General features: G+C 58.9%; 20 protein-coding genes and 2 tRNA genes. 17 read left to right on the top strand and 5 right to left on the bottom strand.

All coding sequences use genetic code 11. The features are described from left to right. Positions 1-40 precede the first annotated feature (40 nt). Complete coding sequence (locus NG895_RS28950; RefSeq protein ID WP_252856056.1) at positions 41-331, bottom strand: hypothetical protein; 291 nt, start codon at positions 329-331, stop codon at positions 41-43. On the opposite strand from NG895_RS28950, the gene NG895_RS31010 reads away from it, so the two are divergent. Continuing rightward, a complete protein-coding gene (locus NG895_RS31010; RefSeq protein WP_425267272.1) occupies positions 284-1,357 on the top strand; it encodes a tyrosine-type recombinase/integrase in 1,074 nt (357 codons plus the stop codon). The two genes, NG895_RS28950 and NG895_RS31010, sit on opposite strands and share 48 nt — an antisense overlap. Here the strand turns inward: NG895_RS31010 and NG895_RS28940 are convergent. Continuing rightward, a tRNA-Val gene (locus tag NG895_RS28940) sits at positions 1,317-1,390 on the bottom strand. The two genes, NG895_RS31010 and NG895_RS28940, sit on opposite strands and share 41 nt — an antisense overlap. Positions 1,391-1,538: 148 nt before the next feature. Between NG895_RS28940 and NG895_RS28935 the strand changes: the two genes are divergently transcribed. From NG895_RS28935 to NG895_RS28925, 3 genes are all read left to right on the top strand, one after another. Next, positions 1,539-2,426, top strand: coding sequence for a hypothetical protein (locus NG895_RS28935; RefSeq protein ID WP_252856054.1), 888 nt, complete (start codon positions 1,539-1,541; stop codon positions 2,424-2,426). 54 nt (positions 2,427-2,480) lie between these two features. Further along, on the top strand, positions 2,481-3,428 hold the full coding sequence (locus NG895_RS28930) for an aldose 1-epimerase (RefSeq protein WP_252856053.1): 948 nt from the start codon (positions 2,481-2,483) through the stop codon (positions 3,426-3,428). A 280-nt stretch (positions 3,429-3,708) separates the two neighbouring features. Continuing rightward, positions 3,709-7,848: a lamin tail domain-containing protein gene (locus NG895_RS28925; RefSeq protein ID WP_252856052.1), complete on the top strand. Its 4,140-nt coding sequence runs from the start codon at positions 3,709-3,711 to the stop codon at positions 7,846-7,848. A 112-nt stretch (positions 7,849-7,960) separates the two neighbouring features. Here the strand turns inward: NG895_RS28925 and NG895_RS28920 are convergent. Then, positions 7,961-8,033 (bottom strand) — tRNA-Phe (locus tag NG895_RS28920). Positions 8,034-8,730: 697 nt separating this feature from the next. On the opposite strand from NG895_RS28920, the gene NG895_RS28915 reads away from it, so the two are divergent. From NG895_RS28915 to NG895_RS28875, 9 genes are all read left to right on the top strand, one after another. Next, positions 8,731-10,089: a Na(+)-translocating NADH-quinone reductase subunit A gene (locus tag NG895_RS28915; RefSeq protein WP_252856051.1), complete on the top strand. Its 1,359-nt coding sequence runs from the start codon at positions 8,731-8,733 to the stop codon at positions 10,087-10,089. A 92-nt stretch (positions 10,090-10,181) separates the two neighbouring features. Continuing rightward, positions 10,182-11,468 carry an NADH:ubiquinone reductase (Na(+)-transporting) subunit B gene (locus NG895_RS28910; RefSeq protein WP_252856050.1) on the top strand — a complete coding sequence of 429 codons (1,287 nt, stop codon included), beginning with the start codon at positions 10,182-10,184 and terminating at the stop codon, positions 11,466-11,468. Beyond that, complete coding sequence (locus tag NG895_RS28905) at positions 11,458-12,294, top strand: Na(+)-translocating NADH-quinone reductase subunit C (RefSeq protein WP_252856049.1); 837 nt, start codon at positions 11,458-11,460, stop codon at positions 12,292-12,294. Before NG895_RS28910 ends, NG895_RS28905 begins: the two co-directional genes overlap by 11 nt. Before the next feature lie 48 nt (positions 12,295-12,342). After that, positions 12,343-12,999 (top strand): NADH:ubiquinone reductase (Na(+)-transporting) subunit D, encoded by a 657-nt coding sequence (locus NG895_RS28900; protein ID WP_252856048.1) that lies wholly within the window; start codon positions 12,343-12,345, stop codon positions 12,997-12,999. 44 nt (positions 13,000-13,043) lie between these two features. Next, positions 13,044-13,664: an NADH:ubiquinone reductase (Na(+)-transporting) subunit E gene (gene nqrE, locus NG895_RS28895; protein WP_252856047.1), complete on the top strand. Its 621-nt coding sequence runs from the start codon at positions 13,044-13,046 to the stop codon at positions 13,662-13,664. A 90-nt stretch (positions 13,665-13,754) separates the two neighbouring features. Continuing rightward, the gene (gene nqrF, locus NG895_RS28890; protein WP_252856046.1) at positions 13,755-14,981 is read left to right on the top strand and encodes an NADH:ubiquinone reductase (Na(+)-transporting) subunit F; all 1,227 of its coding nucleotides are present in this window, start codon (positions 13,755-13,757) and stop codon (positions 14,979-14,981) included. Positions 14,982-15,017: 36 nt separating this feature from the next. Next, positions 15,018-16,373: an FAD:protein FMN transferase gene (locus tag NG895_RS28885; protein ID WP_252856045.1), complete on the top strand. Its 1,356-nt coding sequence runs from the start codon at positions 15,018-15,020 to the stop codon at positions 16,371-16,373. 668 nt (positions 16,374-17,041) lie between these two features. Continuing rightward, positions 17,042-17,887 carry a GGDEF domain-containing protein gene (locus NG895_RS28880; protein ID WP_252856044.1) on the top strand — a complete coding sequence of 282 codons (846 nt, stop codon included), beginning with the start codon at positions 17,042-17,044 and terminating at the stop codon, positions 17,885-17,887. A gap of 63 nt (positions 17,888-17,950) precedes the next feature. Next, positions 17,951-18,667, top strand: coding sequence for a 3-keto-disaccharide hydrolase (locus NG895_RS28875; protein WP_252856043.1), 717 nt, complete (start codon positions 17,951-17,953; stop codon positions 18,665-18,667). A 63-nt stretch (positions 18,668-18,730) separates the two neighbouring features. On the opposite strand, the gene NG895_RS28870 is transcribed toward NG895_RS28875, so the two are convergent. After that, positions 18,731-19,207, bottom strand: a complete 477-nt coding sequence (locus tag NG895_RS28870; RefSeq protein ID WP_252856042.1) for an SRPBCC family protein — start codon at positions 19,205-19,207, stop codon at positions 18,731-18,733. A gap of 412 nt (positions 19,208-19,619) precedes the next feature. Here NG895_RS28870 and NG895_RS28865 point away from each other — a divergent pair, with 412 nt between their 5' ends. The 4 genes from NG895_RS28865 (at position 19,620) to NG895_RS28850 (ending at position 23,198) form a co-directional block, all read left to right on the top strand. After that, entirely contained in the window at positions 19,620-20,177 is a 558-nt protein-coding gene (locus NG895_RS28865; RefSeq protein WP_252856041.1) for a hypothetical protein, read from the top strand. Positions 20,178-20,798: 621 nt separating this feature from the next. Beyond that, complete coding sequence (locus NG895_RS28860) at positions 20,799-21,143, top strand: hypothetical protein (protein ID WP_252856040.1); 345 nt, start codon at positions 20,799-20,801, stop codon at positions 21,141-21,143. A 127-nt stretch (positions 21,144-21,270) separates the two neighbouring features. Next, on the top strand, positions 21,271-22,038 hold the full coding sequence (locus NG895_RS28855; protein ID WP_252856039.1) for a hypothetical protein: 768 nt from the start codon (positions 21,271-21,273) through the stop codon (positions 22,036-22,038). A gap of 95 nt (positions 22,039-22,133) precedes the next feature. Next, positions 22,134-23,198 carry a dockerin type I domain-containing protein gene (locus NG895_RS28850; RefSeq protein WP_252856038.1) on the top strand — a complete coding sequence of 355 codons (1,065 nt, stop codon included), beginning with the start codon at positions 22,134-22,136 and terminating at the stop codon, positions 23,196-23,198. A gap of 51 nt (positions 23,199-23,249) precedes the next feature. On the opposite strand, the gene NG895_RS28845 is transcribed toward NG895_RS28850, so the two are convergent. After that, positions 23,250-23,579, bottom strand: coding sequence for an HU family DNA-binding protein (locus NG895_RS28845; RefSeq protein ID WP_252856037.1), 330 nt, complete (start codon positions 23,577-23,579; stop codon positions 23,250-23,252). Positions 23,580-23,584 lie beyond the last annotated feature (5 nt).

Below are 23,584 nucleotides of genomic sequence, written 5' to 3'. Positions count from 1 at the left end.
TTGCGTGCAACGTGAGACAATGTCCTACGACAAACAACCCTTACGAGGTAACAAGATGGCTAGCATCGCGAAAGACCCTGGTGGCAAACGACGCATCCTGTTTGTCGATCCGCTCGACAAGAGCAAGCGGCGCACCATTCGCTTGGGCAAGAAGTCTCAGCGGTTCGCCGAGGGTGTAAAAGGTCGGGTCGAGCACTTGATTGCGGCAAAAGCCACCGGGCATTCGATCGACGCCGATACTGCGAGTTGGGTCGCCAATATCCCGGACGATCTGGCCGAGAAGTTGGCCCGCGTCGAATTGATCGAGTCGCGCAAGCCTCGGAATGTCCATACCCTGGAAACCTTCCTCGACGACTACATTGCCTCGCGGAGCGATGTTAAAAGGAGCACGGCCACGGTCTACGGCCACACTCGGCGCTGCCTGCTAGAGTTCTTCGGCAAGGACGCGAAGCTCGCCAGCGTTACACCGGGCGATGCCGACAAGTTTCGACTGTGGCTGGCCGACAAGAAGGATGGTCAAGGTTTGGCCGCCAACACGGCGCGCAGACGCTGTGGTATTGCCAAGCAGTTCTTCCGGGCTGCCCTACGGTCGAAGCTAATCGCCGAGAACCCATTCGCCGATCTGAAAGGTCTGACGATCAAGGCCAACCGCGAGCGGTTCCACTTTGTGAGCCGCGACGTTGCCGCCAAAGTCCTGGACGCCTGCCCCGACGCCCAGTGGCGGCTGATCTTCGCCCTGAGCCGCTATGGTGGCCTACGGTGCCCCAGCGAGCATCTGACCCTCACTTGGGACGATGTCGACTGGGAGAAGGGCCTACTGCGTGTTACAAGCCCCAAAACGGCGCACCACGAGGGCAAAGAGTCGCGGATCATCCCGCTGTTCCCCGAGCTGCGCAAGGAGCTCGATGCAGTGTGGGATACTCACGAGAACGAAGAGGTCACCGACCGCGTCCACCTAATTACCCGCTACCGGGACACGAACGCCAATCTGCGAACACAACTGCTGCGGATCATTGGCCGCGCTGGTATCGATCCCTGGCCCAAGCTGTTCCACAACCTGCGGAGCACCCGCGAGACTGAGCTCGCCGAAGAGTTCCCCATCCACGTAGTCTGCGAGTGGCTGGGCAACACCCAAGCGATCGCCGCGCGTCACTACCTTCAGGTGACCGACGAACATTATCGCGCGGCGCAGAATGCGGCGCAGCACGCACACGTGGAAAGCAGCACGGAGCCGCACGACAAAAAGACGACGGAACAGAAACCCGTTGTTTTGTCGAATCTGTCGGAGAAAACCGACATAGTGAACACTTGTCGAGTGGGCGATGAGGGACTCGAACCCCCGACATCCACGGTGTAAACGTGGCGCTCTAGCCAACTGAGCTAATCGCCCGGGTGCGAACTTTAGGACCCGGTGGCGGAGTCGGTGGTTCGCTCAAGTGGACGATGCTAGACATTTGATAGGGTCTGTGTCAACGTGGGTGGCTTGGATTCTTGTTGTAGCTCTGCGGTACGGCGGGCAAGGAAGTATGATTTTTCACGTGATTGACGCTGTTTTTGCCGCTTTGCACCTCGCCTTGGCGGGGTTGGCGGGGGGTGGGCCGCTGTTGGTGGCAGGGCTCCGGCTGCGGAAGAGTTCGCGTGAACCGGCCAATGACGAAGTGCTGCATCAGTTGGCCATTTGGTCCATCGCCGCGCTCGTGCTGGCGACCATCGTGGGCTTGATGGCGGGAACCTGGCGGGCCGGGGCAGGGCAGGGGGACTACCTGGCCATGCTGGCCCGGTTTCCCCAGCGGGACTATTGGATGGTGGCCGCCGAGTGGGTGTTTTCAGTGGCGTGCTACGCCGGGTGGCTCGTACTGTGGAACCGCTGGCGGCAGAAGCCATGGCGGCACGGGTTGCTTGTGCTGCTGGGGGCGACCAACCTGCTCTACCATTTCCCGCTGCTGATGATCTCTCAGAATCTGCTGGTGGAGCAACCCGGTCTGGTGGCCGAGCCGACCATCTCTCGCTCGCTACTAGTTCCGCTATTCCATACGCCATTGGTGCTCGCCAAAGCTTCGCACATCTGGGCAATGAGCATACTGGCCGCCGCGTGTGGGCTAATGTTGGCCGAATCGGTTTCCCGTTCCACTCCGCATTTGCCGCTCCGCCGCTCGGCTGGCGTTGTGGGAATTGTGGCCCTGGCATTACAGCTGCTCAGTGGCGTGGTGGTGCTCGCCTGCTTGCCTGCGGGCCAGACGCAGCGTATTACGGGCGGCTCGGCCGTTGCCACCACGTTGCTGGTGATCGGCGTGCTACTAGCGATCCATATGCTGATGTTGTTCGCCAAGCTGGCACTCCGCCCGGAAATGCCGGCGAAGACGGGCATGATGATAACCAGTGCCGCAAGTGTTATGCTGCTGATGTCGCTCGCAGCACGACTGTGACAGGCCATTCGAACCAAGGCCGCCAGCTCCCACAACCTCAGGTTCCTTCCAGCTATGCAAACCATCGAGATTCGCGATGCCCAGTCGGGCAACTCGGCCAAGGTGCTACTCGGCCTCGGATTTAACTGCTACGAGTGGAATGTCCAGTTCGACGACGGAACGCGCGACCTGCTGTGGGCAGAGGAAGGCTTCAGTACGGGCGAGAAGCGCCCCAGTGGAAGCGGCATCCCGCTACTGTTTCCGTTTCCTGGCCGAATCGGACACGCACAGTTCAAGTACGACGGAAGAACCTACATCATTCCGCACGACCCCTCCCGGCCCCATGCATTGCACGGATTCATCTTCGATCGTCCCTGGCGATTGGTGGAAGAAAGTGATGCCAAGGTCACCGCTGCGTTCCAAGCATCGGTGGACGATCCATCGATACTCAACTGCTGGCCGAGCGACTTTGCTGTCGAGGCTACTTACGAAGTGGTGGGCCCCGAGTTGCGATTCAGCATCACCTTCCGCAACACCGGGTACGACCCGTTGCCGTGGGGCTTTGGAACGCATGCCTACTTCCGGCTGCCGCTGCACGAGAACTCGCAGGTGGGGGAATCGGTGCTGACGGCTCCGGTGGATGGCGAATGGAAACTGGACGACATGCTGCCAACGGGCGAACTCGTCGAGCTGCCGGCCGAGCTGTCCTTGTCGGCCGGCCAGCAACTTGGTGATCTCCAGTTCGATACTCCCTACCGTTTGTCAGTTACCGAAGGTGAGGTGACCACCGTAGTCGCGGATCCCGCGAGTGGTCGCCGGGTGGTGCAGGAGTTTGCGACCGAGCATTTCCCCCAAGCGGTGATCTATACGCCTGGCGATCGCCAGGCGGTGTGCATCGAGCCGTACAGTTGCGTGCCTGACCCGTTTCGCCTGGAAGAGAAAGGGATCGCCAGCGGATTGCGGGTTCTGCCCCCCGGAGAAAGCTACACCATGGGGTTCGTGTTGCGGGCCGAGGAAGTGTAGAGGTGCCGCCCCTTGTTGAACGACTAGCCCGCTGAGATGATCCTACCGTTTTACAGGACATCCTAGTCGGTTTCCCGTGTCTCCTAGTGGTTCTGCAGAATTCTTGCATTGGAAGCTTCCCGCCTTCATAATCAATGAAGCGCGCCTGCGAGCCAGCACTCGGACATGCTGTCTCTCAACGGCGCGGCGGGCGTAACCTCTTCAACACTCCGGTCTGGAGACTCGCGAAAACCTGTAGCAGGTCAGCTTGTTTCTTTCAAATTCGCATTTTGGACAGTTGATGCATCGCAAGAACTACTCTAGACGAAACCCACCTGTAAGGCGACTAGGAAATGGAGTCGAGGCGCTCGAGCCACGGCACCTCCTGGCGGTGGTCATCAATGAAATTCATTACGACCCCGATGTAAACACCGAGCAGGTCGAGTTCCTGGAACTGCTGAACCAGGGCGAATCGGCGGTCGATCTATCCAACTGGCGTATCGACGAGGCGGTCGACTACACTTTTCCTATTGGTGCATCCATCGCGGCTGGCGGCTACCTGGTAGTGACCCAAAACGCCAGTGACTTTCAGGCCAAGTTTGGTTTCTCCCCGTTTGGTGAGTGGGAAACCGGAGATAAGCTTAGCAACGATGGGGAAAGAATCGAGTTGCTCGATGCGACAAACACTTTGGTCGACGTGGTGAGCTACAAGCCGGGCTTCCCCTGGCCAACGACGGGCGAGTACGGCAGCTCACTTGAGTTGATCAACCCGAGCCTTGATAACGACCTGGCTGGAAGCTGGCGTTCGTCGGGCCTCTCCTCCAACCCGAATGCCGGCCAGGACCTCATTTCGTCGGGCAGCTCGTGGCGTTACCGCAAGGGACTTGTCGAGAACCCGCCCTCCGAACCCGGCACCGCGGGAGAGGACTGGCGGCTGACCGACTTCGTCGAGGTGAACGACTCCGTGGCGTGGCAAAGCGGGGTGACGACCATCGGGTACGGCGACGGGGACGACGCCACCGTGCTGGGCGATATGCGGAACAGCTACTCGACGATCTACGCTCGCCAGACCTTTGAAGTCAGTGGAGAGGTTCCCGACACACTGCAGCTGAGGGCCTATGTGGATGATGGGGCCATCATTTATCTGAACGGCGTCGAGGTGTCTCGGCTGCATGTCACCGCTGGTGACAAGAACTACAACAGCGTATCGGGCACCAGTCACGAGGCCGAATGGGAAACCGAGCTACTGACGGGCGTATCGCAGTACCTGGTGTTGGGCGAGAACACGCTGGCGGTGCACATCATCAACGGAACGATATCGAGCAGCGACCTGTCGTTCAATCTTCAATTGTCCGTTCCCGACGGCACCATTGCTCTACCGTCACCCGGCGCACAAAACTCGGTGTGGTCGACCAACTCTGCTCCGCAAATGCGGCAACTGAAGCAGTCCGTGCTGCAACCGCAGTCCGGAGAGGACGTCGTCATCTCGATCAAAGCCACCGACCCCGATGGCGTGCAGGACGTGACCCTGGAGTACCAATTGGTGGATCCCGGCAGCTACGTCCGCCTGACTGACGCGGCGTACGGCGCTAACTGGACCACCTTGGTGATGACCGACGATGGGCTCGGCGGCGACGAGTTGGCCGGCGACGACACCTATTCGGTCACGCTGCCGGGCTCGCTGCAAATGCATCGCCGGCTGGTCCGGTATCGCATCACAGCCTCCGACACCCTGGGAGCATCGATCCGCGGACCTTATGCGGACGATCCGCAACCGAACTTCGCCTACTTTGTGTACGACGGCGTACCCGACTACGAGGCATCGCTCCGCCCGGGTGTCGAACCGACGGTCACCTATAGTGGGGACAAGCTGGACGACATTGCCACCTATCACCTGCTCGCCAACAGCACCGACGTCTTCAATAGTCAGTACAACGGGCAATACAACGAAGTGCTTTTTCGCGGCACCCTGATCTACGACGGCGAGGTGTACGATCACGTCGAATTCCGCAATCGCGGCGTGGCCTCTACCTACCGGGTTGGAAAGAACAAGTGGAAGATCGAGTTCCTACAGGGCCATCACTTCCAGGCCTACGACAACTATGGCCAACCCTATAAGGAACTGTGGGACGAGATCAACATTCTTCCGGGCACCAATCCGTGGTGGCGAAATGACGTCTCCACCGAAGGAACCGTACTGTACGAGCCCGCGGCATTCAAGCTCTACGATTTGGCCGGCGCTCCAGCGCCCCTCACCAACTACTTCAACTTCCGAGTGATCGACGGTGCTTCGGAAACCGGCAGCGATCAATACGGGGGCGACTTCTGGGGGCTCTACATCGGCATCGAGCAGCCCGACGGCAGTTTCCTCGACGAGCGGGGGCTCGAGGACGGCAACATGTACAACATGCATGGAGGTGTTTTCGGCGCGACCAATCAACGCCACCAGGGTTCCGAGTCGCCTACAGATCGCTCTGATCTCTCCGCCTTTCTGGCCGGCATCGACGGCGGTTACGAAACGCTCGCGTGGTGGGAAGCAAACCTCAATTGGGACGTCTACTTCGCGTGGAACATCATCAACCACGTCGTGAACAATTCAGACATACGTGCCAACGAAAACGTTAACTACTACCGCAACCAGGTCACTGGCCAGTGGTACGTCATCCCGTGGGATCTCGACCTCACGTTTGAAGACGCCCCGCATTGGGGCAACCCGGTCACCAATCGCGAGAACATCCGCACGTTGCTGGAAGACCATCCGGTGGCCAAGCTTGCGTACGACAACCGCCTCCGTGAGGTGACCGACTTGCTGCTTGACAGTGGCGATGCCGCGAAAGTGGTAGAGGAACTTGCCAACGTGCTCACGCTTAGTAGCGACGATTTGACGATCGTCGAGGCGAACCAGGCGATGTGGGACTACCACCCCCGCAAGATAAAGAAGGGCATCTGGTACGAGAACTTTAATCCCAGCTTGCTCGAAAGCAAGACCTTCGACGGACTGGTCGACTACATGCAGGATTTCGCCAGCCCCGGAGGCTACGGTTACAATCTACTGCAAACTCAGGGGTCCGATGCCAACATACCGAACACGCCCAGCATCACTTATGCAGGCGTCCCAGGCTACGGCATCGATCAACTCGTTTTTGAGACGACTTCGTTTAGCGATCCGCAAGGCGCGGGCACCTTCGCAAACATGGAGTGGCGGATTGCTGAGGTGCTTAACTCGTCGGTGGCAAATTTCGATCAAGGCCAACCGTACGTCTACGAGATCGAAGGCTCTTGGGAATCGGGCGAGTTGTCGACGTTCGACAGCCAACTGCAGGTGCCCGCCGATGCGATCGCTGCCGGCCAAACGTACCGTGCCCGCGTGCGAATGCAAGACGACACCGGCAATTGGAGCCATTGGTCAGACCCCATCGAGTTCCTCGCCGGCCCTCCTACGTTGGCTCCGAGTCTGGCCATCACTGAGCTGCACTATCACCCTGCGGACGCCGGGCTGCCAGACGAAAGCGACCTGGAATTCATCGAACTGCTGAACACTGGTGAGGTGGCAATCGACCTCTCCGGCGTGCAAATTGCCGACTTCACATCCGAGCCCTACATTTTCGCCGACGACCTGATGCTTGGACCGGGTGAGTACCTGGTCGTTGCTCGCTCGCCAGAAGAGCTTCAGTCGTACTATGGCACTAGCGTGAACATTGCTGCGGAAGGATTTGGCGACGCCAATCTTAGCAATAGTGGCGAGACCATTAGCCTACTGACCGCATCGGGTGCCACGTTCCTGAGTTTCACCTACGACGATTCTGCCCCGTGGCCGTCAGCGGCCGATGGCGATGGGCCTTCACTCGAAATCGTCGATCCCTGGGGCGATCCATCCGACCCGGCAAATTGGCGTGCCAGCGCGCTAATTGGCGGCTCGCCTGGAGCGGCGGGGCTCGCGATGCCAGAGCTGCCAGGCGACTACGATGGCAATGGGATCGTGGAAACAGCCGACTACGGCGTATGGCGCAGCTACTTTGGCAGATCGCTGTTTACGGCCGGTGCTGGTGCCGATGGCAACGCAGATGGCCTGATCGACCTCGCCGACTACACCATCTGGCGCAATCACCTGGGTGCCAGTATTCCCGCTCAACAGGAGGCACCCAGCACTGCACTGAGCAGTCCTTCCGCCGAAAGTCCCATTTCCGCGGCTACAAGCGACGCCGCATTTGCCCTGTACGAATCGCCGGAAGCCAATTCGTCGAAGCAACAAACTTCGTCAACTTCATCAGAGGCCAGCGAAGCCACATCACCGCCAGGCCCGGAATTGCTGTTGCTGGCGAGTTCGGAGGATGGAGACTCGCTGTCGCCATCATCGGGGCATCACCATTCAGAACCCGACAGCAACGAGGAAGTCGCCCAGACGCTCGCCATCGAATGGTGCAGGCTAACTTCGCTCTAAGCGACGCCCAGCAGATGGCGGCAAGGCACCAGCTTGCCTGACGCACTTTGCCTACGCGACTGGATACCGAGAGAGTGCCATCGGCAACATTTCGGCAAAGCGCAAAAAAAAGTGGACAGGACTGGGATCGAACCAGCGACACCGGCCTTTTCAGGGCCGTGCTCTACCAACTGAGCTACCTGTCCTCAAGAGAATTTGCATCATAAACAGTGGCCGCCCAATGGCCTAGGGGCTATCTCCAAGACCACAAAAATTGCCGTCGAGGTTCGCTCGGTTTGTAGCGAGTTTTCCGAAAAGCCAGCGTGTGTGTGACGGCCGACTCTTTCGCCTGCTTGGGGTCCCCCCGAGGGCGTCAACGGGTCGACACAATCCCGACGGCCGGGAGTTCAGGTGATTTCGGTGAAACGCCACTCCTTTGGCCGAACTTCCCGCAATCTCGGCGAGCAAAATGCATTGATCCCGGCGATGCGATTGCGGGGGATACCGCGACGTGGTTGCCGATCGCGAAATCGTGGGGAAAACGGGCATTGCCACCCGTCAGGAAGTTTTTGGCCGTGCCACGAATTTCATTCCCTGCAATGGTTTGCTTTTAGCCAAGTGCCCCATTCCCATTCGCGGCGATGCCAGTAACAATATGGCGCGGTGTGCGTTCGCGCCCACCTTGCTGCCGAGGCCTTCGTTCCGTCCTGATGACCCGCGTCAACTAACCTCGGCACCCGACTGAGGGCGGATTAGGCTACCCTAAACCATTACCAGCATTGACGTAGCGTCGATTTTGTGAAAAAATTCACAATCTCGGCAACGAATGCCGATCCCCCTTACTCCCCCCACCCCTTACATCGCCTACCTGTTTGTCGCCCACCAAGGGCGCACTGGCCAAACATGACACAGCAACACCAAATCAAACGGGGTCTCGATGTGCCGATCGCCGGCGAACCTTATCAGGAGATCGGCGAAGCTCCTCCCATCTCGTCCGTGGCCATCGTGGGTGACGACTACGTCGGCATGAAGCCTACCATGCTGGTTGCCGAAGGCGATGTGGTGAAGAGAGGGCAGGTGCTGTTCACCGAAAAGAAGTTGCCCACCGTAAACTATGTGGCCCCAGCTCCGGGTCGCGTGAAGTCAATCGAGCGCGGCGCCAAGCGAAAATTCCTGTCGCTGATCATCGATCTCGAAGGCGAAGACGCCGTGGAGTTCGAGTCGTTTGTCGACAGCAACTTGTCACAACTTCCTTCGGCCAAGGTGCGTGAACAATTGTTGGCCTCGGGGCTGTGGACCGCGTTGCGAGTGCGTCCGTTCAGCAAGGTGCCCGATCCCGAAACGGTGCCGCACGCCTTGTTCATCACCGCGATCGATACCGATCCGCTGGCTGCCGACCCCAAAGTGGTGATCGACCGGCGCGAAGCGGACTTCGTGTCAGGTCTGCAGGCGCTCAGCACGCTCACCGACGGCAAGACCTATCTGTGCAAAGCCACCGGAGTAAGCCTGCCTGGCGAGGACCTCGACTGTGTGGAAGTCGCTTCATTCTCGGGCCCGCATCCCGCAGGACTGCCCGGTACGCACATTCACTTCCTGTCGCCCGTAAACCTCGAGCGACATGCCTGGTATATCAACTACCAGGATGTGTTGGCCGTTGGCCACCTGTTCAACACCGGTCAGCTCAATACCGAACGCGTGGTGTCGCTGGCCGGACCGGCAGCCAAGAATCCCCGGCTGCTACGGACCCAACTGGGAGCCAATCTCACCGAACTTACGGCCGGGGAGTGCGAGGATACCGAGTTTGGCGTCCGCGTGATTTCGGGCTCGGTGCTGTCGGGACGCAAGTCGGTCGCTCCCGTTAACTACCTCAGCCGGTACCACAACTGCGTCTCGCTGGTGCCCGAAGGCCGACAACGCGAACTCATGGGCTGGTCGGGGCCTGGCTTCAACAAGTTCTCGATCAAGCCAATCTTCGCCTCGGCACTTTCGGCCGGCAAGAAATTCGCCATGACCACTTCTACCGAAGGCAGCCACCGGGCAATTGTACCGCTGGGCTCGTTCGAGAAGGTCATGCCGCTGGATATCATCGCCACGCCGCTGTTGAAGTCGCTGGTGGTCGAAGACTCGGAGCAAGCCCAGGCGCTGGGTTGTCTGGAGTTGGACGAAGAAGACTTGGCCCTGTGCACGTTCGTCGACACCGGCAAGCACGACTTCGGCCCTTACCTGCGCCGCAACCTTACGACCATTGAACGAGAAGGATAGCGCGAGCAGGACTTATATGTCGAACTTTCAATCACGAGTTCGACTGGCGTCCACACTCGCCCCCGAACCCTGAATCCTGACCACTGGCAGTTATGAAATTCCTACGCAATCTGCTGGACAAAGTAGAGCCGCTGTTCACCAAGGGCGGCAAGCTCGAACGGTTCTATCCGCTCTATGAAGCGGGCGATACGTTCTTGTTCACGCCGGGCGAAGTCACCAAAAACGGCCCGCACGTCCGCGACAGCCTGGACATGAAGCGAATGATGTCCACGGTCATCGTCGCCCTTGGACCATGCATCCTGATGGCCTTGTACAACACTGGTTACCAGGCCAACCTGCAAATCGATGCCGGCACCGCGTTGGCGATCGACGACTGGCGCGAAGTGGTCTACAGCGACTGGCTGGGACTCAAGCACGACCCCAGCAGCATCCTGGGCTGCTTCGTCTACGGGGCGTTGTGGTTCCTACCGGTGTATGCCGTCACGATGGCCGTGGGTGGCACCATCGAACTGGTCTTCTCCCTGGTACGGGGACACGAGATCAACGAGGGCTTCCTCGTCACCGGCATGCTCTACCCGTTAACGCTCCCACCCACAACACCCCTGCTGGTGGTGGCCGCTGGCATCGCGTTTGGCGTGTTCATCGGCAAGGAAGTGTTCGGCGGCACCGGTAAGAACTTCCTCAACCCGGCGCTCACCGCCCGGGCGTTTGTGTACTTTGCCTTCGCCAACTACCTATCGGGCGAAACCAATCCGCTGGGGCAGGGCGTCTGGGTCGCTGTGCAAAAGAGCATCAAGCTGGATGGCTTCACCGGTGCCACGACGCTGGCCGCGATGGTGAACACCGAGACGGGTAACTCTCCCGCCGAGGCCATGACTGAAGTGACCCAGGGCATCACTGGGCATGCCTTCACCTGGTGGGATCCCTTCATTGGGTTCATCCAGGGCTCGATGGGCGAGACCTCAACGCTCGCCTGCCTGATCGGCGCCGCCATCCTGATCGCCACCGGCATTGGCTCGTGGCGGATCATGACCGGCTGCGTGCTCGGTGCACTGGCCATCGGGGGCCTGACCTACGGCTTCGCCGGCGAAAACTCGGTGGCCTACATCTCGCCAGTCTGGCAGCTGCTGATCGGCGGCTTCGCCTTCGGCACCGTGTTCATGGCCACGGACCCTGTGTCGGCGGCGATGACCGAGACCGGCAAATGGTGGTACGGCGGACTAATTGGGGGAATGACAGTACTGATCCGCGTCGTGAACCCGGCGTTCCCCGAAGGCATCATGCTGGCCATTCTGTTCGGTAACGTCATGGCCCCCACCATCGACTACCTTGTGATTCAAGCGAACATCAAACGGAGGCTCGCCCGCTATGGGACGTGATTCGTTTCTGGGAACAATTATTGTCGCCTTGGTGCTCTGCGTCGCCTGTTCGGTGCTGGTGTCGGGTGCGGCCTATGTACTGCACGACCGGCAGGAAGCGAACAAGCTGCGCTACCAAAAGGAAAACATCCTGAAGGCGGCCGGACTGATTCGCCCCAAGAACTCGGAAGCTTCGGAATATGATTCCGAAGCTCTCCTGGCTGGCGACTTCAGCAACAAAGAGCTGAATTCGCTGTTCGAAAGCCGAGTCAAGAAAGTGCTGGTCAACCTGGAAGATGGCTCTATCGTCGATCCAGATGAAGTAAATTACGACGAGTACGATCCGAAAGAGGCCGTCAACAACCCGGAGCAAAGCAAAGAGATTGGGCCCGAGGTGAATCCCACCCCAGGCGTCGACCGCCGGCCCAAGTATCAATTCGTCTATGAAGTGACTGCCAAGGGCGACAGCGAAAAAGTCGAGAAGTTCGTGCTCCCCGTGTATGGCAAAGGCCTCTGGTCGACGCTCTATGGTTTCTTGGCCATCGATGCGGACGGCGAAACCATCCGCGGCATCACCTTCTACGAACATGGCGAGACCCCGGGCCTGGGTGGCGAAGTAGAGAACCCCAAATGGCAAGACCAGTGGGATGGTAAGCTGGCCTACGACGACGGCGGCGAGGTGATCGTCCAGGTGGTCAAAGGCACCGCGAACCCAGACAACAAAGCTTACACCGTCGACGGATTGTCCGGTGCCACGATCACCACCAAGGGCGTGTCCGACTTCGTGGAATACTGGCTCGGCAAGGACGGCTTCCAGCCGTTCCTCGAGAAGCACGCCAAAAGCTAAACAAACCGTATCGTCCTCCGCATACCGAACCGACTTTGGATCAACTCGATGGCTAAGCCAACTCCCAAAGACGTTTTGTTCAACCCGATCTTCAACAACAACCCCATTGCGTTGCAGGTGCTTGGCATTTGTAGTGCCCTGGCGGTGACGACCAAGTTGGAGACATCCGTCACGATGGCCATCGCGGTGACGTTGGTCACGGGGCTGGCTAGTGCTTCGGTGAGCGCAATCCGCAAATTCATACCAGGCAGCATCCGTATTATTGTCCAGATGACAATCATCGCTTCGCTGGTGATTATCGTCGACCAGGTGCTCAAGGCGTTTGCATTTGAGATCAGCAAAACGATGAGCGTTTTCGTCGGCCTGATCATCACCAACTGCATTGTGATGGGTCGCGCCGAAGGCTTCGCTATGAAAGAAACGCCCTGGCTGTCGTTCCTCGATGGTATCGGCAATGGCCTCGGCTACAGCGTCATTCTGATCGTGGTGGGCGTAATTCGCGAACTGTTTGGTTCCGGCAAACTCTGGGGCATCGAGGTACTGCCGGTCTACCAGGCCGCCACCGAGACCGATCCCGCCAGCGGCTGGTACACCCCCAACGGCCTGATGCTGCTCTCGCCGAGTGCCTTCTTCCTGATAGGCATCTTCATTTGGGTGCTCAGAGCTTTCAAACCAGGCCAGACAAATAACGACCCAACCCTCTAAGCAAGAATCTCCCCAGCAGGGTTAATTCGAACCAGGACAATTCGATGCATTACGTCAACATTATCCTGAACGCCGTGTTCATCCAGAATCTGGCACTCGCCTTCTTTCTAGGCATGTGCACGTTCCTGGCCGTTTCGAAGAACGTGAAGAACGCCTTCGGTCTGGGCATCGCCGTGATCGTGATCCTGGGGATCACGGTGCCGGTGAACAACCTGATTTACACCGAACTGCTGAAGAAGGGAGCGCTCGGAAAGTGGCTCGGATCGAGCCTGTCGGACGTGAACCTCGAGTTCCTGGGGCTTATTTGCTACATCGGTACCATCGCCGCCATGGTACAGATTCTGGAGATGACGCTCGATCGTTTTTTCCCAGCTCTCTACAACACGCTGGGCATCTTCCTGCCGCTAATCACCGTGAACTGTGCCATCCTGGGTGGATCGCTGTTCATGGTCGAACGCAACTACAACTTCAGCGAAAGCCTGGCCTACGGCTTCGGCGCCGGCTTGGGTTGGGCCCTGGCCATTGTCGCACTGGCCGGTATTCGCGAAAAATTGAAATACAGTGACGTGCCGCACGGCCTGCGGGGTCTCGGCATCACGTTCATCACGGTTGGTCTGATGGCGATGGCCTTCATGGCCTTCGGTGGAATCGATCTGCCCGAGTAGACGTATAACGGGATTTATTCCGTTGCCAGACTAGAGTTCTTACTAAAATACATAACGGGTTGAACTCCGTTCCTAAACGAGGTATCCGCCATGGAACCTATTACCATCCTCTGCGGCGTCGCCATGTTCACCGGTGTGGTACTGGTGTTGGTGCTGTTGATCCTGTTTGCCAAGAGCCAGCTGGTGGCATCGGGCGATGTGGAAATCGTGATCAACGAACAAAAGACGATCCATGTCCCGGCCGGCGGTAAGCTTTTGGGGGCTCTCGCCGAGGAGGGCATTTTTGTCTCCAGTGCCTGTGGTGGCGGTGGCACTTGTGCGCAGTGTGAAGTGAAGGTGCTCGAAGGTGGCGGCGACATCCTGCCCACCGAAAAGACTCACATCACCAAGAAGGAAGCCCGCGAGGGTTGCCGACTGTCGTGCCAGGTGGCGGTCAAGCAAGACATGAAGGTCGAGGTTCCGCCCGAGGCGTTTGAGACCAAGAAGTGGGAATGCGAGGTCATCTCGAACCACAACGTGGCCACCTTCATCAAGGAATTCAAACTGAAGCTCCCCCCAGGCGAAGAAGTGAACTTCAAGCCCGGCGGTTACATCCAGATCGAGTGCCCGCCACACGAAGTGAACTACAAGGACTTCGATATCGAAGAGCGGTTCCGCGAAGACTGGGACAAATACAACGTCTGGCAATACGTTTCGAAGGTCGACGAACCGGTGGTTCGGGCCTACTCGATGGCCAATTACCCGGGCGAGAAGGGCATCATCATGCTCAATGTCCGCGTGGCGAGCCCGCCCCCCCGCCTGCCGAACGTTCCGCCAGGAAAGATGTCGTCGTACATCTTCTCGAAGAAGCCTGGCGACAAGGTCACGATCAGCGGTCCTTACGGCGAATTCTTCATCAAGGATACCGATGCCGAGATGGTTTACATCGGCGGCGGTGCCGGCATGGCACCATTGCGTAGCCACATCTTCGAGCTGTTCAAGGAACGCAAGTCCAACCGCAAGGTATCTTACTGGTATGGTGGCCGGAGCATGCGGGAATTGTTCTACGTCGATCAGTTCCGTGAGATCGAAAAAGAGTTCCCCAACTTCAAGTTCAACATCGCGCTTTCCGAACCGCTGCCCGAGGACAACTGGGACGGCTACACCGGCTTTATTCACCAAGTGCTCTTGGACAACTACCTGAGCACGCACCCCGCCCCCGAAGATATCGAGTACTACATCTGCGGTCCTCCGATGATGAATGCGGCCGTGTTCAAGATGCTGGACGACTTGGGCGTTGAGAAGGAAAACATCGCCTTCGACGACTTCGGCGGGTAAGATTGGGAGTAGCAACTCCCACGCACCCAAGCACCCATGTCCAATACTCCAACCACGAGTGTACCTCGCGGCCTGCAGGCAGCCATTGTCGCGGTTTGCCTGCTGCTGAGCGCCGCTGTTGCTCCCTGTTGTCATGCCGATGGCTCGCCCACCGAGGCCAAACTGGCCGGTGCCACCATGGGTACCACCTGGCACGCCACGCTGGACTACAATGCCGACGACTTCACTGAAGCGCAGGTCCAGCAGTTGATCCAAAACCGGCTCAACGAGATCAACTCGTTGATGTCGACGTACGATCCGGGTTCGGAACTCTCGCGTTTCAACACCTCGAAATCCACCGAGTGGTTCGAAGTGTCGGCCGAGACGGCCAACGTAGTGGCCGCGGCGCTCGGCGTGGCGAAGAGCTCCGAGGGCGCGTTCGACCCGACCGTCGGCCCACTGGTGAACCTGTGGGGCTTCGGCCCGGACGGCCGTCGGAAGGAGCCGCCCACGGACGAGCAGATCCAAGAGGCCTTTCAGCGGGTTGGCTATCAGCAAGTCGAGGTACAACTCGATCCGCCAGCGATTCGCAAGTCGAATCCCGAGGTGTATCTCGATCTATCGGCCATTGCCAAGGGATACGCGGCCGATGCCGTGTCCGAGATGCTGAAAGGGCACGCGGAGTTGGCTAACACCTACTCCATGGTTGAAATCGGTGGCGAGATCCGCACCCGTGGCGCTCATGGAGATGAGCCGTGGAAACTGGGCATTCAGCGTCCCGACTCCGATGAGGGCACCATGACTCACGTTGTCGAGATCGACAACAATGCTGCCTTGGCGACGTCGGGCGACTACCGGAACTTCTTTGCCGATCACGGTCAGCGGTACTCGCACACCATCGATCCGAAAACCGGTCGGCCCGTCACGCACGACCTGGCCACGGTGACCGTTCGTTGCCCCACCTGCATGGAGGCCGACGCCCTGGCGACCGCGCTTTCGGTGATGGGCCCCGAACAGGGGTACGCCTGGGCTGAAGCGAACAACGTGGCAGCGATCCTGGGCGAACGAGCCAATGGCCAACCCCGCGAGCTCATCACGCCTGCCTGGCAGGCAACGGAAGAATTGAGAGGCCAACAGCCAAACGCCGAGGCCACCGCTTCTGATCCCGGCCAGCAATCGGAATCGTCGGGCTTGCTCACCTATGTGGTAATCAGTCTGGTGGCTTTTTTACTAGCCATTGGCGGGATGGCCATTGGAGTGATTTTGAGCAATCGCTGCATCAAAGGCACCTGCGGAGGCATTGCCAATCTGCAGGGCAGCGATGGCAAAACGGCGTGCGAATTGTGCAGCAATCCCTCGCCCACCTGCAGTGGCAATCCTCAGAACCAAGAGCCGGTGGAGAGTAGCTCGTAGACGAAATTGCGAGTTGCCCAGGAGCTCTGGTCGATGGTGGCGTCCCGCGAGCCAACCATCGCCTGGAGAAGACAATTCTTACCGAACGGCAGCCCTGCGCCGAGTTTCCGTGTTCCGATGAGGCAGTTCAACACGAAGAACTGCTAGAACCGGAGCATTTCTTCCAATCCGTTGGCGTTCGGCGTCGCGGGCGGAATTTCCTCGGCAGCCAACCGGCCTTGCAGGCGAAGTGCGAGTATTCAAGCAAAAACTGCCCGGAAGGCTCCAAAATCGCGTCGAGGCGGGCCCTTCGAAGTGGCGGAGAACTTGCCTGGCATGGCCATAATCTGCGGCCCTTATTAGTTCGGCAATTGGCAAAAGCGATGCACGAACAGCGCATGAGGCCAGATCTTGCGGTAAACTCCAAACAGACAGCGTTTTGCGTTGGCGTGGGCTACCGGCGGGTAACTAGGGTGCTCATTCCTCATCGATCGTGCACCTTGGCAAGCGTTCCGCCAGGCGGAACGTCCCGCACAGACTGCACACGCTCGCCAGGCTTTGGCGATCCATGGACTTGAATCGACTGGCGAATGACAGCCGTCACACGATGCAGCTAGATATTTGTTCCACAGCAACGACCCCTCATCACATCACAATCCGCCTCGAATCCCGATCTGCTCCTCTTCACAATGCTTCCCCCATTGCCAGGTGAGACTGCCCTCGCGTTGCTGGAAGACGCCAGCGACGCTTGTGCCGTGTTTGACCGCGACACGACCACTTGTCTGTGGCAGAACGCGGCTTGGGGTCATCTGTCGGACTCCCTGCAGCAGCTGGAACGGTTGCTGGGAACCGAGTCGCACGGATTTATGGACCAGCAACTCGCGCAATTTCTTGCTGGCCTGTCCGAAGTGCCGATGCGACAACCGCTCAAGTGGTGCCACGGCGGTGACGAGGTATTTCAAACCCCCTTGCTGCTGCGGCCCTATCACGGCAATGGCCGGCGATTGGTGGCGGTGCTGGCCATGGGCCCCCGGCCAGCGGTGTCGCTGCCCCACGCCAACGACAGCCACCACCGCGACCCACTGACTGGGCTGCCGGGGCGGGGTGCAATCGAAGTTCGTTTGCGCCAATTCACCCACACGCCTCACTCGGCGGCGCCGTTTGCCTTGCTGTTTCTCGACCTCAATGGCTTCAAACAGGTCAACGATCAATGGGGGCACTCTGCTGGCGACCGCGTCCTGGCGGTGCTGGCGTCCAGATTGGCCGGTGCAATCCGCGATCGAGACCTCATCGCCCGCTACGGTGGGGACGAATTCGTGGTGCTGGTCGACGGCATCCAGCGACGTCGCGACCTCGAACCGGTCCTCACCCGCCTGCGGCTGGCAGCCGCCGAGCCGGTAAAACACGACAATACCAGTCTTCATGTTTCCGCCAGCATCGGGGCGGCACTTTCCAGCGAAGGCTGGACTTCTATCGCGGAGCTTATTAACGCGGCGGACCAGCGGATGTATGCTGAGAAGCAGCACGTCGGCTAAATCGTTCACGAAAACGGCCGGCATCCTTCCCATTCATCCTCCCGCCTCCCCCCGATAAGTGCCATGCTTTCGATCCAAAGCTGCCCGCGCGCTGCGCGGATTGTTCTTTCGTTCATCGCCATCCTGCTTTTTGGCCACCAGGCAATTGCTGCCGACTCCGCCAACGAAGGTGAGTTCGTCCCGCTGTTCGATGGCAAGACTCTCCAGGGCTGGACGACTGCCGACGGCAAGCCCGTAACGCGAGGCTGGCAGGCCGAGGACGGTCTGCTCGTTCGCACCGGTAGCGGGGGCAGCATCTATACGGAGAAGGACTACGGCAACTTCGAACTCCGCTTCGAGTGGCGGATCTCTCGCCGCGGTAATAGTGGTATCAAGTACCGTATCGCTCACTACGACAAAGGCACTTTCGGCCGGCCCGGCTGGCTGGGATACGAGTACCAGATTTGGGACGACGCCAATCGAAACAGCTCGGCCGACACCAGCACTGCCGCCATCTACATGCTGCAGGCGCCCAAGAAAGACAAGAAGTTGAAACCGACTGATGAGTTTAACACCGGTCGCATCGTCGCCGTTGGTTCCCATCTGGAACACTGGCTCAATGGCGAGAAAGTTCTCGACGTCGATACGGACACTCCGGAGTGGGCGCAGCAGATCAAGAAGACGAAGTTTGGCCCCGTCAAAAACATCTTCCAGAATCCGAAAGGCCGTATCCAACTGCAAGACCACGGTAACAAGGTCTGGTTCCGCAACATCGAGATCCGCGAGATCGAGAGCGAATAACCTGGAACACACCGGGGTTGGGCGACTGGTTTGTCGCGCAACGTTCGCTCGTCAGGCGAACACTCAGTTCGAGTTGGCCTCTACAAACTGTTTCAGCCCGCCGGCAAACAGCGATTCCCAGCCGCGGCGAAGTTCTTGCACGTTCTGTTCGCTGATGTGCCCCACGAGGGCGTCGGCCAGCTTCAAGACACAACTTGTCTGATCGACCGGTTCGAGGGCGATCTTCATGCTGCTGGTGGTCGGCCCGCCCCAGTCGGGGGCGGTGTGCAACAATAGATAGAGGGTGAACTGCTCGGGCAAGCACATCTGCACGGTGGCCCACAACAAACTTCCCTGGTCTTCTGTTTGCTCGAGCAGACTTCCCCCTGCACGAGCCTGGAGTGAGACCATCGATTCCGGTCCCAGCATATGAAAATCGGGCAGCCACCAGGAGTTTGTCTGTTCGACGATTGCCTTCCAAACAGACTCGCTGGACGCCTTGATGGCGATCTCAAGTTCGTAGCGGGCGACGCGCCCCTCGGTGATACGTACCGCAGCCATGTGGTTCCCCCCTTACAGCCGGCAGATTGTTGATGTGCGTCTTTATAACCTTGATGTTGGACTTCTTGCAATCGCAGTGCACGGTGCGTCACGACCCTTGTCATGTGCCGGTCGGCACATTGATGAACCAGGCAGCACACTTGCATTGCTGACGAGAGGGCAGATTCGCAGGAAATCGCTCTCTTCAAGCGAAATCATCGACGGCATATCGTTTGCCGCCTGGTTCTCACAGGTACGTGCCGCTGCGTTTCCACGCCTCCTCAATCGGGGTGATGGGCGGCAACATCGCTAAGCGGGGAGTGCGCGTGAGCGTACGAGCGGCAGTTGGCGCACGAGCGCACGCAACTCACTGGCTCGAGAGGCGTGTGGCTCGCTATCTCACACGCTGGGCGAATAGCCTGGGAGGTGACGCATGAGTGCTTCATGTTTAGTGTTCGGTCTCACTTTGGCAGCCGTTTTCAACTCCAACGAATGGACCCACCGCGGCAGCATTCCGGCGCAGTTAGACGGAGAGTCGCAAGACCTGGAGGTGCTGTACCAACCGCTGCTGTTCGCCTTTGCCGTGCCCGAAACGACCACCACCGAGCATGGTCTGCTGGTCGCAACCGAAAGCGATTTGTATCAGCGGAATCCCTTCATGCTGCCTATCGGGCCGTATCCATTCGCATCCGTGGTCGAGGACACAGTAGCTCCCGAGGTCGGCTTTTTTGGCTTCAGGTTTTTGTACGCGGCGCTGGACCCTACTACCGAGGACGTCCGTTATGAACTGATGGCCATGCCGGACAGCGGCAGCCCGGCCATCAGCTATCGCGGTTCGACGATCCTCCTCGAACCCGGAGAGCACCTACTTCGCCGCGTGGTGCCCGAACCGAACGCACTGCTGTTGGCAATTGCAGGTGGTGCGTTGCTATTGTGGATGAGGAGGGAAACAGGGCATCGAACGTGGCCGAGGAAACAGGTCGAGAAGTAGTGGGACTTCTCCCGGGTCGAGGAGGGTGCCCCCCGCGAATCGATCCGCATCGGAAGGACCACCGGCGACTAGAATCGCCGAGCGAGTTCATTCATGCATCAGCCGCCGAAAAGGACACGGATCCTTCTCGATTCCAGATGGCAACCTGGCTCGAGGGCAGCCCATCGCGTCGGAAAGGCCGAAGTGCCGAGTGTCTACTTGTTTTCAGGTTCAGGTAGGAATTTTACACTCGATGGGGGAAAATAGGGGGTGCGAAACTAGGAGCCAAGCTGGTTGTGGTGGCGACCGGTCGTGGTGACTGGCGGAAGGCCTTCAACAGAGTTTTGTCGCACCTGCGGCATATCGCGCGCAACAACCCGATCAGCTCCCAACGAGACACAAGACGCAAGCCACTACCAAGAAAGCACTTACATCGAGCCCCCGGAGTTGACCGACGCGAGTTTTGCCGCAGTGAATCGATTTGTCGCAGCGCTGCGACAGAACTAACTGCGACAAAACTAGTCGCGCAAATCCCATGCAGTCGGTAATGAGCCCCTTGTCTACCGACCAGGGCTGTAGATGGCTCGTGACGATCGAGACAACGGCCAACCAACAATCATCTTTCCGAGTCGAACCTTTTTCATGAACCATCACCACCACGACCCGGCCAGTTCCCTATCGCCGGAACGTATGCAGCTGTTTTTGGCAGGCCTGTCGGGACTGCCGGAAGACGAGGTGCGGAAGGCGAAATCACTTTACATTCGCAACGCCATCTCCGAGTACAAGGCGATGGAGACCTCAATGCAGGCGTTCGGCTGCGTGCAGGTAGCGTTTGCCGTTATTCCGATCTTCTGGCCGATCCTCTACGCGCAGCGGCGGATGATCAAAGCCCAGCGGACCTTGTTCCACGAGCGGATCCAAAATGCCCTGGACGTGTGGCGCGACGATCTGCGGGGAGAGACGTTCGATCTGCCGGACGATTTCTGAGGCCTCCCGCATCGAAATGTGATTTCTGAAAATAGTGCTGCCCACCGCTGTGGCTTGCTCCGCTTGCAATGGTGAGCCGGCCCAGTCGGCCGACCAGAAACCCACATCCAATAGCGGGGCCCACGCCATGATTCGCCCAACCGCCTTGATAGCTGCGGCAGCACTGCTGCCCACCCTCTCCGCTTGGGGACAGATCTCCGAGCCAACCGCTTCGCCGTATGGACCTGGCGGCTCGCACACCACGGCCAGCTACCCGGTGTCGCCGCCCAATGCCCCTCAGTTCCACAGCTCGACGCTACAGGAAGGGGTGCTCCGGGGCACGGCTTCGGTAATTCAGGCGTACTACAATGGGCAAATATCGCACGCCCAGGCTCGCATTCTGCTCGCCGAGGCCCGTGCCCGCGAGATTCAGCTGCGGGTCATCAACACCGAGGCCGCGCAAACCCGCCGGCGGCTAATCGAAGCCGAGCGACAACAGCAGCGGCAGCTGAAAATGGAAAACGAACTGCTCGGGCAGCAATTAGAAGCAGCTCGGGTACCCGTGCGATACGCGGAATACCGCTTGTCGCCAGAGCAACTCGACCGCCGCAGCGGCGAAATCTACTGGCCATCGGCGTTTGACCACGCTAGCTTTTCAGCCGACACGTACGTGCTGGAGAAGCTGTTTTTGGAGTTGGCCGCCGCACCACCGGCCGATACAGGTTATATTGCAACTCGGATAGAAGAGGCCTGCGAGCGACTCGCGAACCATCTGCGGGAAGTACGTTCGAATCTGGAGCTGGATGCTCAGCAATACCAGCACTACTTCGATTGCCATCGGTTCGTCCTGGGATTGAAGTACGAAGCCAAAGTTTGTGGCTTGCACGGATCGATGTATTCTCTCGCGTCGCAATGAAGTACCATTCGCAGCCCGTTCCTGCCCTGATGTAGGCAGCGGCAGGAACATAGCAATGAACCAACCCAGTGGCTAATCGCAGGGCTGCGAGAAGTATGCACCGCACAGTTCCATTCAAACTGACCACTAAGTGCCTGTGGCACAGTATGATTTGCCTGGTCTGTCTCGGCACGTTGCCAGCTGAAGCGGCACCGATCACCTTGGCCGAGTACTACGCCGGCGACTACTCCGTGGCATGGTCTCCCTCGCAATGGGGGTGGTACGACCCTTCGTACTTCGACCCGCCGCAATACATCGATGGCTACGTCAGTAGTGTCACAGGCTCAGCAGGTGGAGGTAGCACCGCCTGGCAGATTCATAACCCAGGTATTTCCGGTGTCGAACCGCACTACTTCTTCTTCCTGCAGCAACCCCAGTACGTTGCCGCCGCCAGGGAGAATGGATGGAACTTGCAAGCGAATGCCCAATTCGTAGCCATGGAGCAGGGCATCGCTAACCAGGGCCTGGCCGTGACGTTTGATGGTCGCTACTACGGAGTGGCCATTGATACAGACGCCAGCGGCGCGCTGATTGCCTCGATACCAACCACCGCCACATCAAGCACCGTGCTGGAGCTCTCGCCGCCGTCGGGCGCTGGTGATTACCACGCCTACGAACTTCGTTCGGCCCCAAATACGCAGCTGGTATCGTTCTTTTACGATGGCGAGGTGAAGTACACCTGGAGTGGTGTCGCCGAGAATCACCCGAACAAGTTCGAGTTTGGTTCACTCACCGACTTGGGTGCGGGTAGCATGAATTTTCGCGAGGCGCATTCGTACATCCTCGACGCAGGCCCCACCGCCACCGAGCAGGGTGACTACAACGACGACGGAATCGTGGATCTTGCCGACTTCACGCTGTGGCGCAACACGCTAGGCAGCACCTCGAAGCTAGCGGCCGATGGCAATGGCAACCTGCACATCGATGCTGGCGATTACAACGTGTGGAAGCGCAACTTCGGACTCCGAACGGCCGACGCCAGCAGCGCAAGTAGTCAACTGGAAATCCCCGAACCCACGTCGTGGGCACTCGTCCTACTGGGGATTGCAGGTGGGGTGTTACACAAAAAGGGCCGGAATGCCTTGTGTGGCACACCGACCCTTTTTAAAATCGCGCCTTGAGCGGCTCACTCGATCGCCGAGTGGCAGGCTCGTGTCTGTTGGATGGTGTGATTAACCAACCATGTCCTTCAGACGCTTGAGCGGACGGATCTTCACGACGTTCTTGGCCGGCTTGGCGGCAACGTCCATGGTCTCGCCCGGACGGAAGGGGTTAGGTACGTTCTTGCGAGCTGGCTTGGCCGGCTTGTGTTGAACAACGATTTTGCACAGGCCGTGAAGAGTGAAGGTCTTGGGAGCGTTACGGCCAACCAGAGACTTTTCGATCTCTTCGCTCAGGGCCTCGAACACGGAAGCAACTTGGCGTTTGGTCAAGTCGGTCTTCTCGGCAATGTTTGCGAAGACTTCCGTCTTGGTAGGCGGCTTGGGAGCGGCTTTCGCCATGGGTC

Origin of the sequence: Aeoliella straminimaris, from assembly GCF_024054565.1 — a bacterium.
Classification (GTDB): domain Bacteria; phylum Planctomycetota; class Planctomycetia; order Pirellulales; family Lacipirellulaceae; genus Aeoliella; species Aeoliella straminimaris.
This window is presented reverse-complemented; position numbering and strand designations above follow the sequence as displayed.

Excerpts from the sequence above, each read along its gene's own strand:
- NG895_RS28950 (WP_252856056.1), bottom strand. The coding sequence starts at position 331 with ATGGACATTCCGAGGCTTGCGCGACTCGATCAATTCGACGCGGGCCAA.
- NG895_RS28930 (WP_252856053.1), top strand. The coding sequence starts at position 2,481 with ATGCAAACCATCGAGATTCGCGATGCCCAGTCGGGCAACTCGGCCAAG.
- NG895_RS28925 (WP_252856052.1), top strand. The coding sequence starts at position 3,709 with ATGCATCGCAAGAACTACTCTAGACGAAACCCACCTGTAAGGCGACTA.
- NG895_RS28915 (WP_252856051.1), top strand. The coding sequence starts at position 8,731 with ATGACACAGCAACACCAAATCAAACGGGGTCTCGATGTGCCGATCGCC.
- NG895_RS28910 (WP_252856050.1), top strand. The coding sequence starts at position 10,182 with ATGAAATTCCTACGCAATCTGCTGGACAAAGTAGAGCCGCTGTTCACC.
- NG895_RS28905 (WP_252856049.1), top strand. The coding sequence starts at position 11,458 with ATGGGACGTGATTCGTTTCTGGGAACAATTATTGTCGCCTTGGTGCTC.
- NG895_RS28900 (WP_252856048.1), top strand. The coding sequence starts at position 12,343 with ATGGCTAAGCCAACTCCCAAAGACGTTTTGTTCAACCCGATCTTCAAC.
- nqrE (WP_252856047.1), top strand. The coding sequence starts at position 13,044 with ATGCATTACGTCAACATTATCCTGAACGCCGTGTTCATCCAGAATCTG.
- nqrF (WP_252856046.1), top strand. The coding sequence starts at position 13,755 with ATGGAACCTATTACCATCCTCTGCGGCGTCGCCATGTTCACCGGTGTG.
- NG895_RS28885 (WP_252856045.1), top strand. The coding sequence starts at position 15,018 with ATGTCCAATACTCCAACCACGAGTGTACCTCGCGGCCTGCAGGCAGCC.
- NG895_RS28880 (WP_252856044.1), top strand. The coding sequence starts at position 17,042 with ATGCTTCCCCCATTGCCAGGTGAGACTGCCCTCGCGTTGCTGGAAGAC.
- NG895_RS28875 (WP_252856043.1), top strand. The coding sequence starts at position 17,951 with ATGCTTTCGATCCAAAGCTGCCCGCGCGCTGCGCGGATTGTTCTTTCG.
- NG895_RS28870 (WP_252856042.1), bottom strand. The coding sequence starts at position 19,207 with ATGGCTGCGGTACGTATCACCGAGGGGCGCGTCGCCCGCTACGAACTT.
- NG895_RS28865 (WP_252856041.1), top strand. The coding sequence starts at position 19,620 with ATGAGTGCTTCATGTTTAGTGTTCGGTCTCACTTTGGCAGCCGTTTTC.
- NG895_RS28860 (WP_252856040.1), top strand. The coding sequence starts at position 20,799 with ATGAACCATCACCACCACGACCCGGCCAGTTCCCTATCGCCGGAACGT.
- NG895_RS28855 (WP_252856039.1), top strand. The coding sequence starts at position 21,271 with ATGATTCGCCCAACCGCCTTGATAGCTGCGGCAGCACTGCTGCCCACC.
- NG895_RS28850 (WP_252856038.1), top strand. The coding sequence starts at position 22,134 with ATGCACCGCACAGTTCCATTCAAACTGACCACTAAGTGCCTGTGGCAC.
- NG895_RS28845 (WP_252856037.1), bottom strand. The coding sequence starts at position 23,579 with ATGGCGAAAGCCGCTCCCAAGCCGCCTACCAAGACGGAAGTCTTCGCA.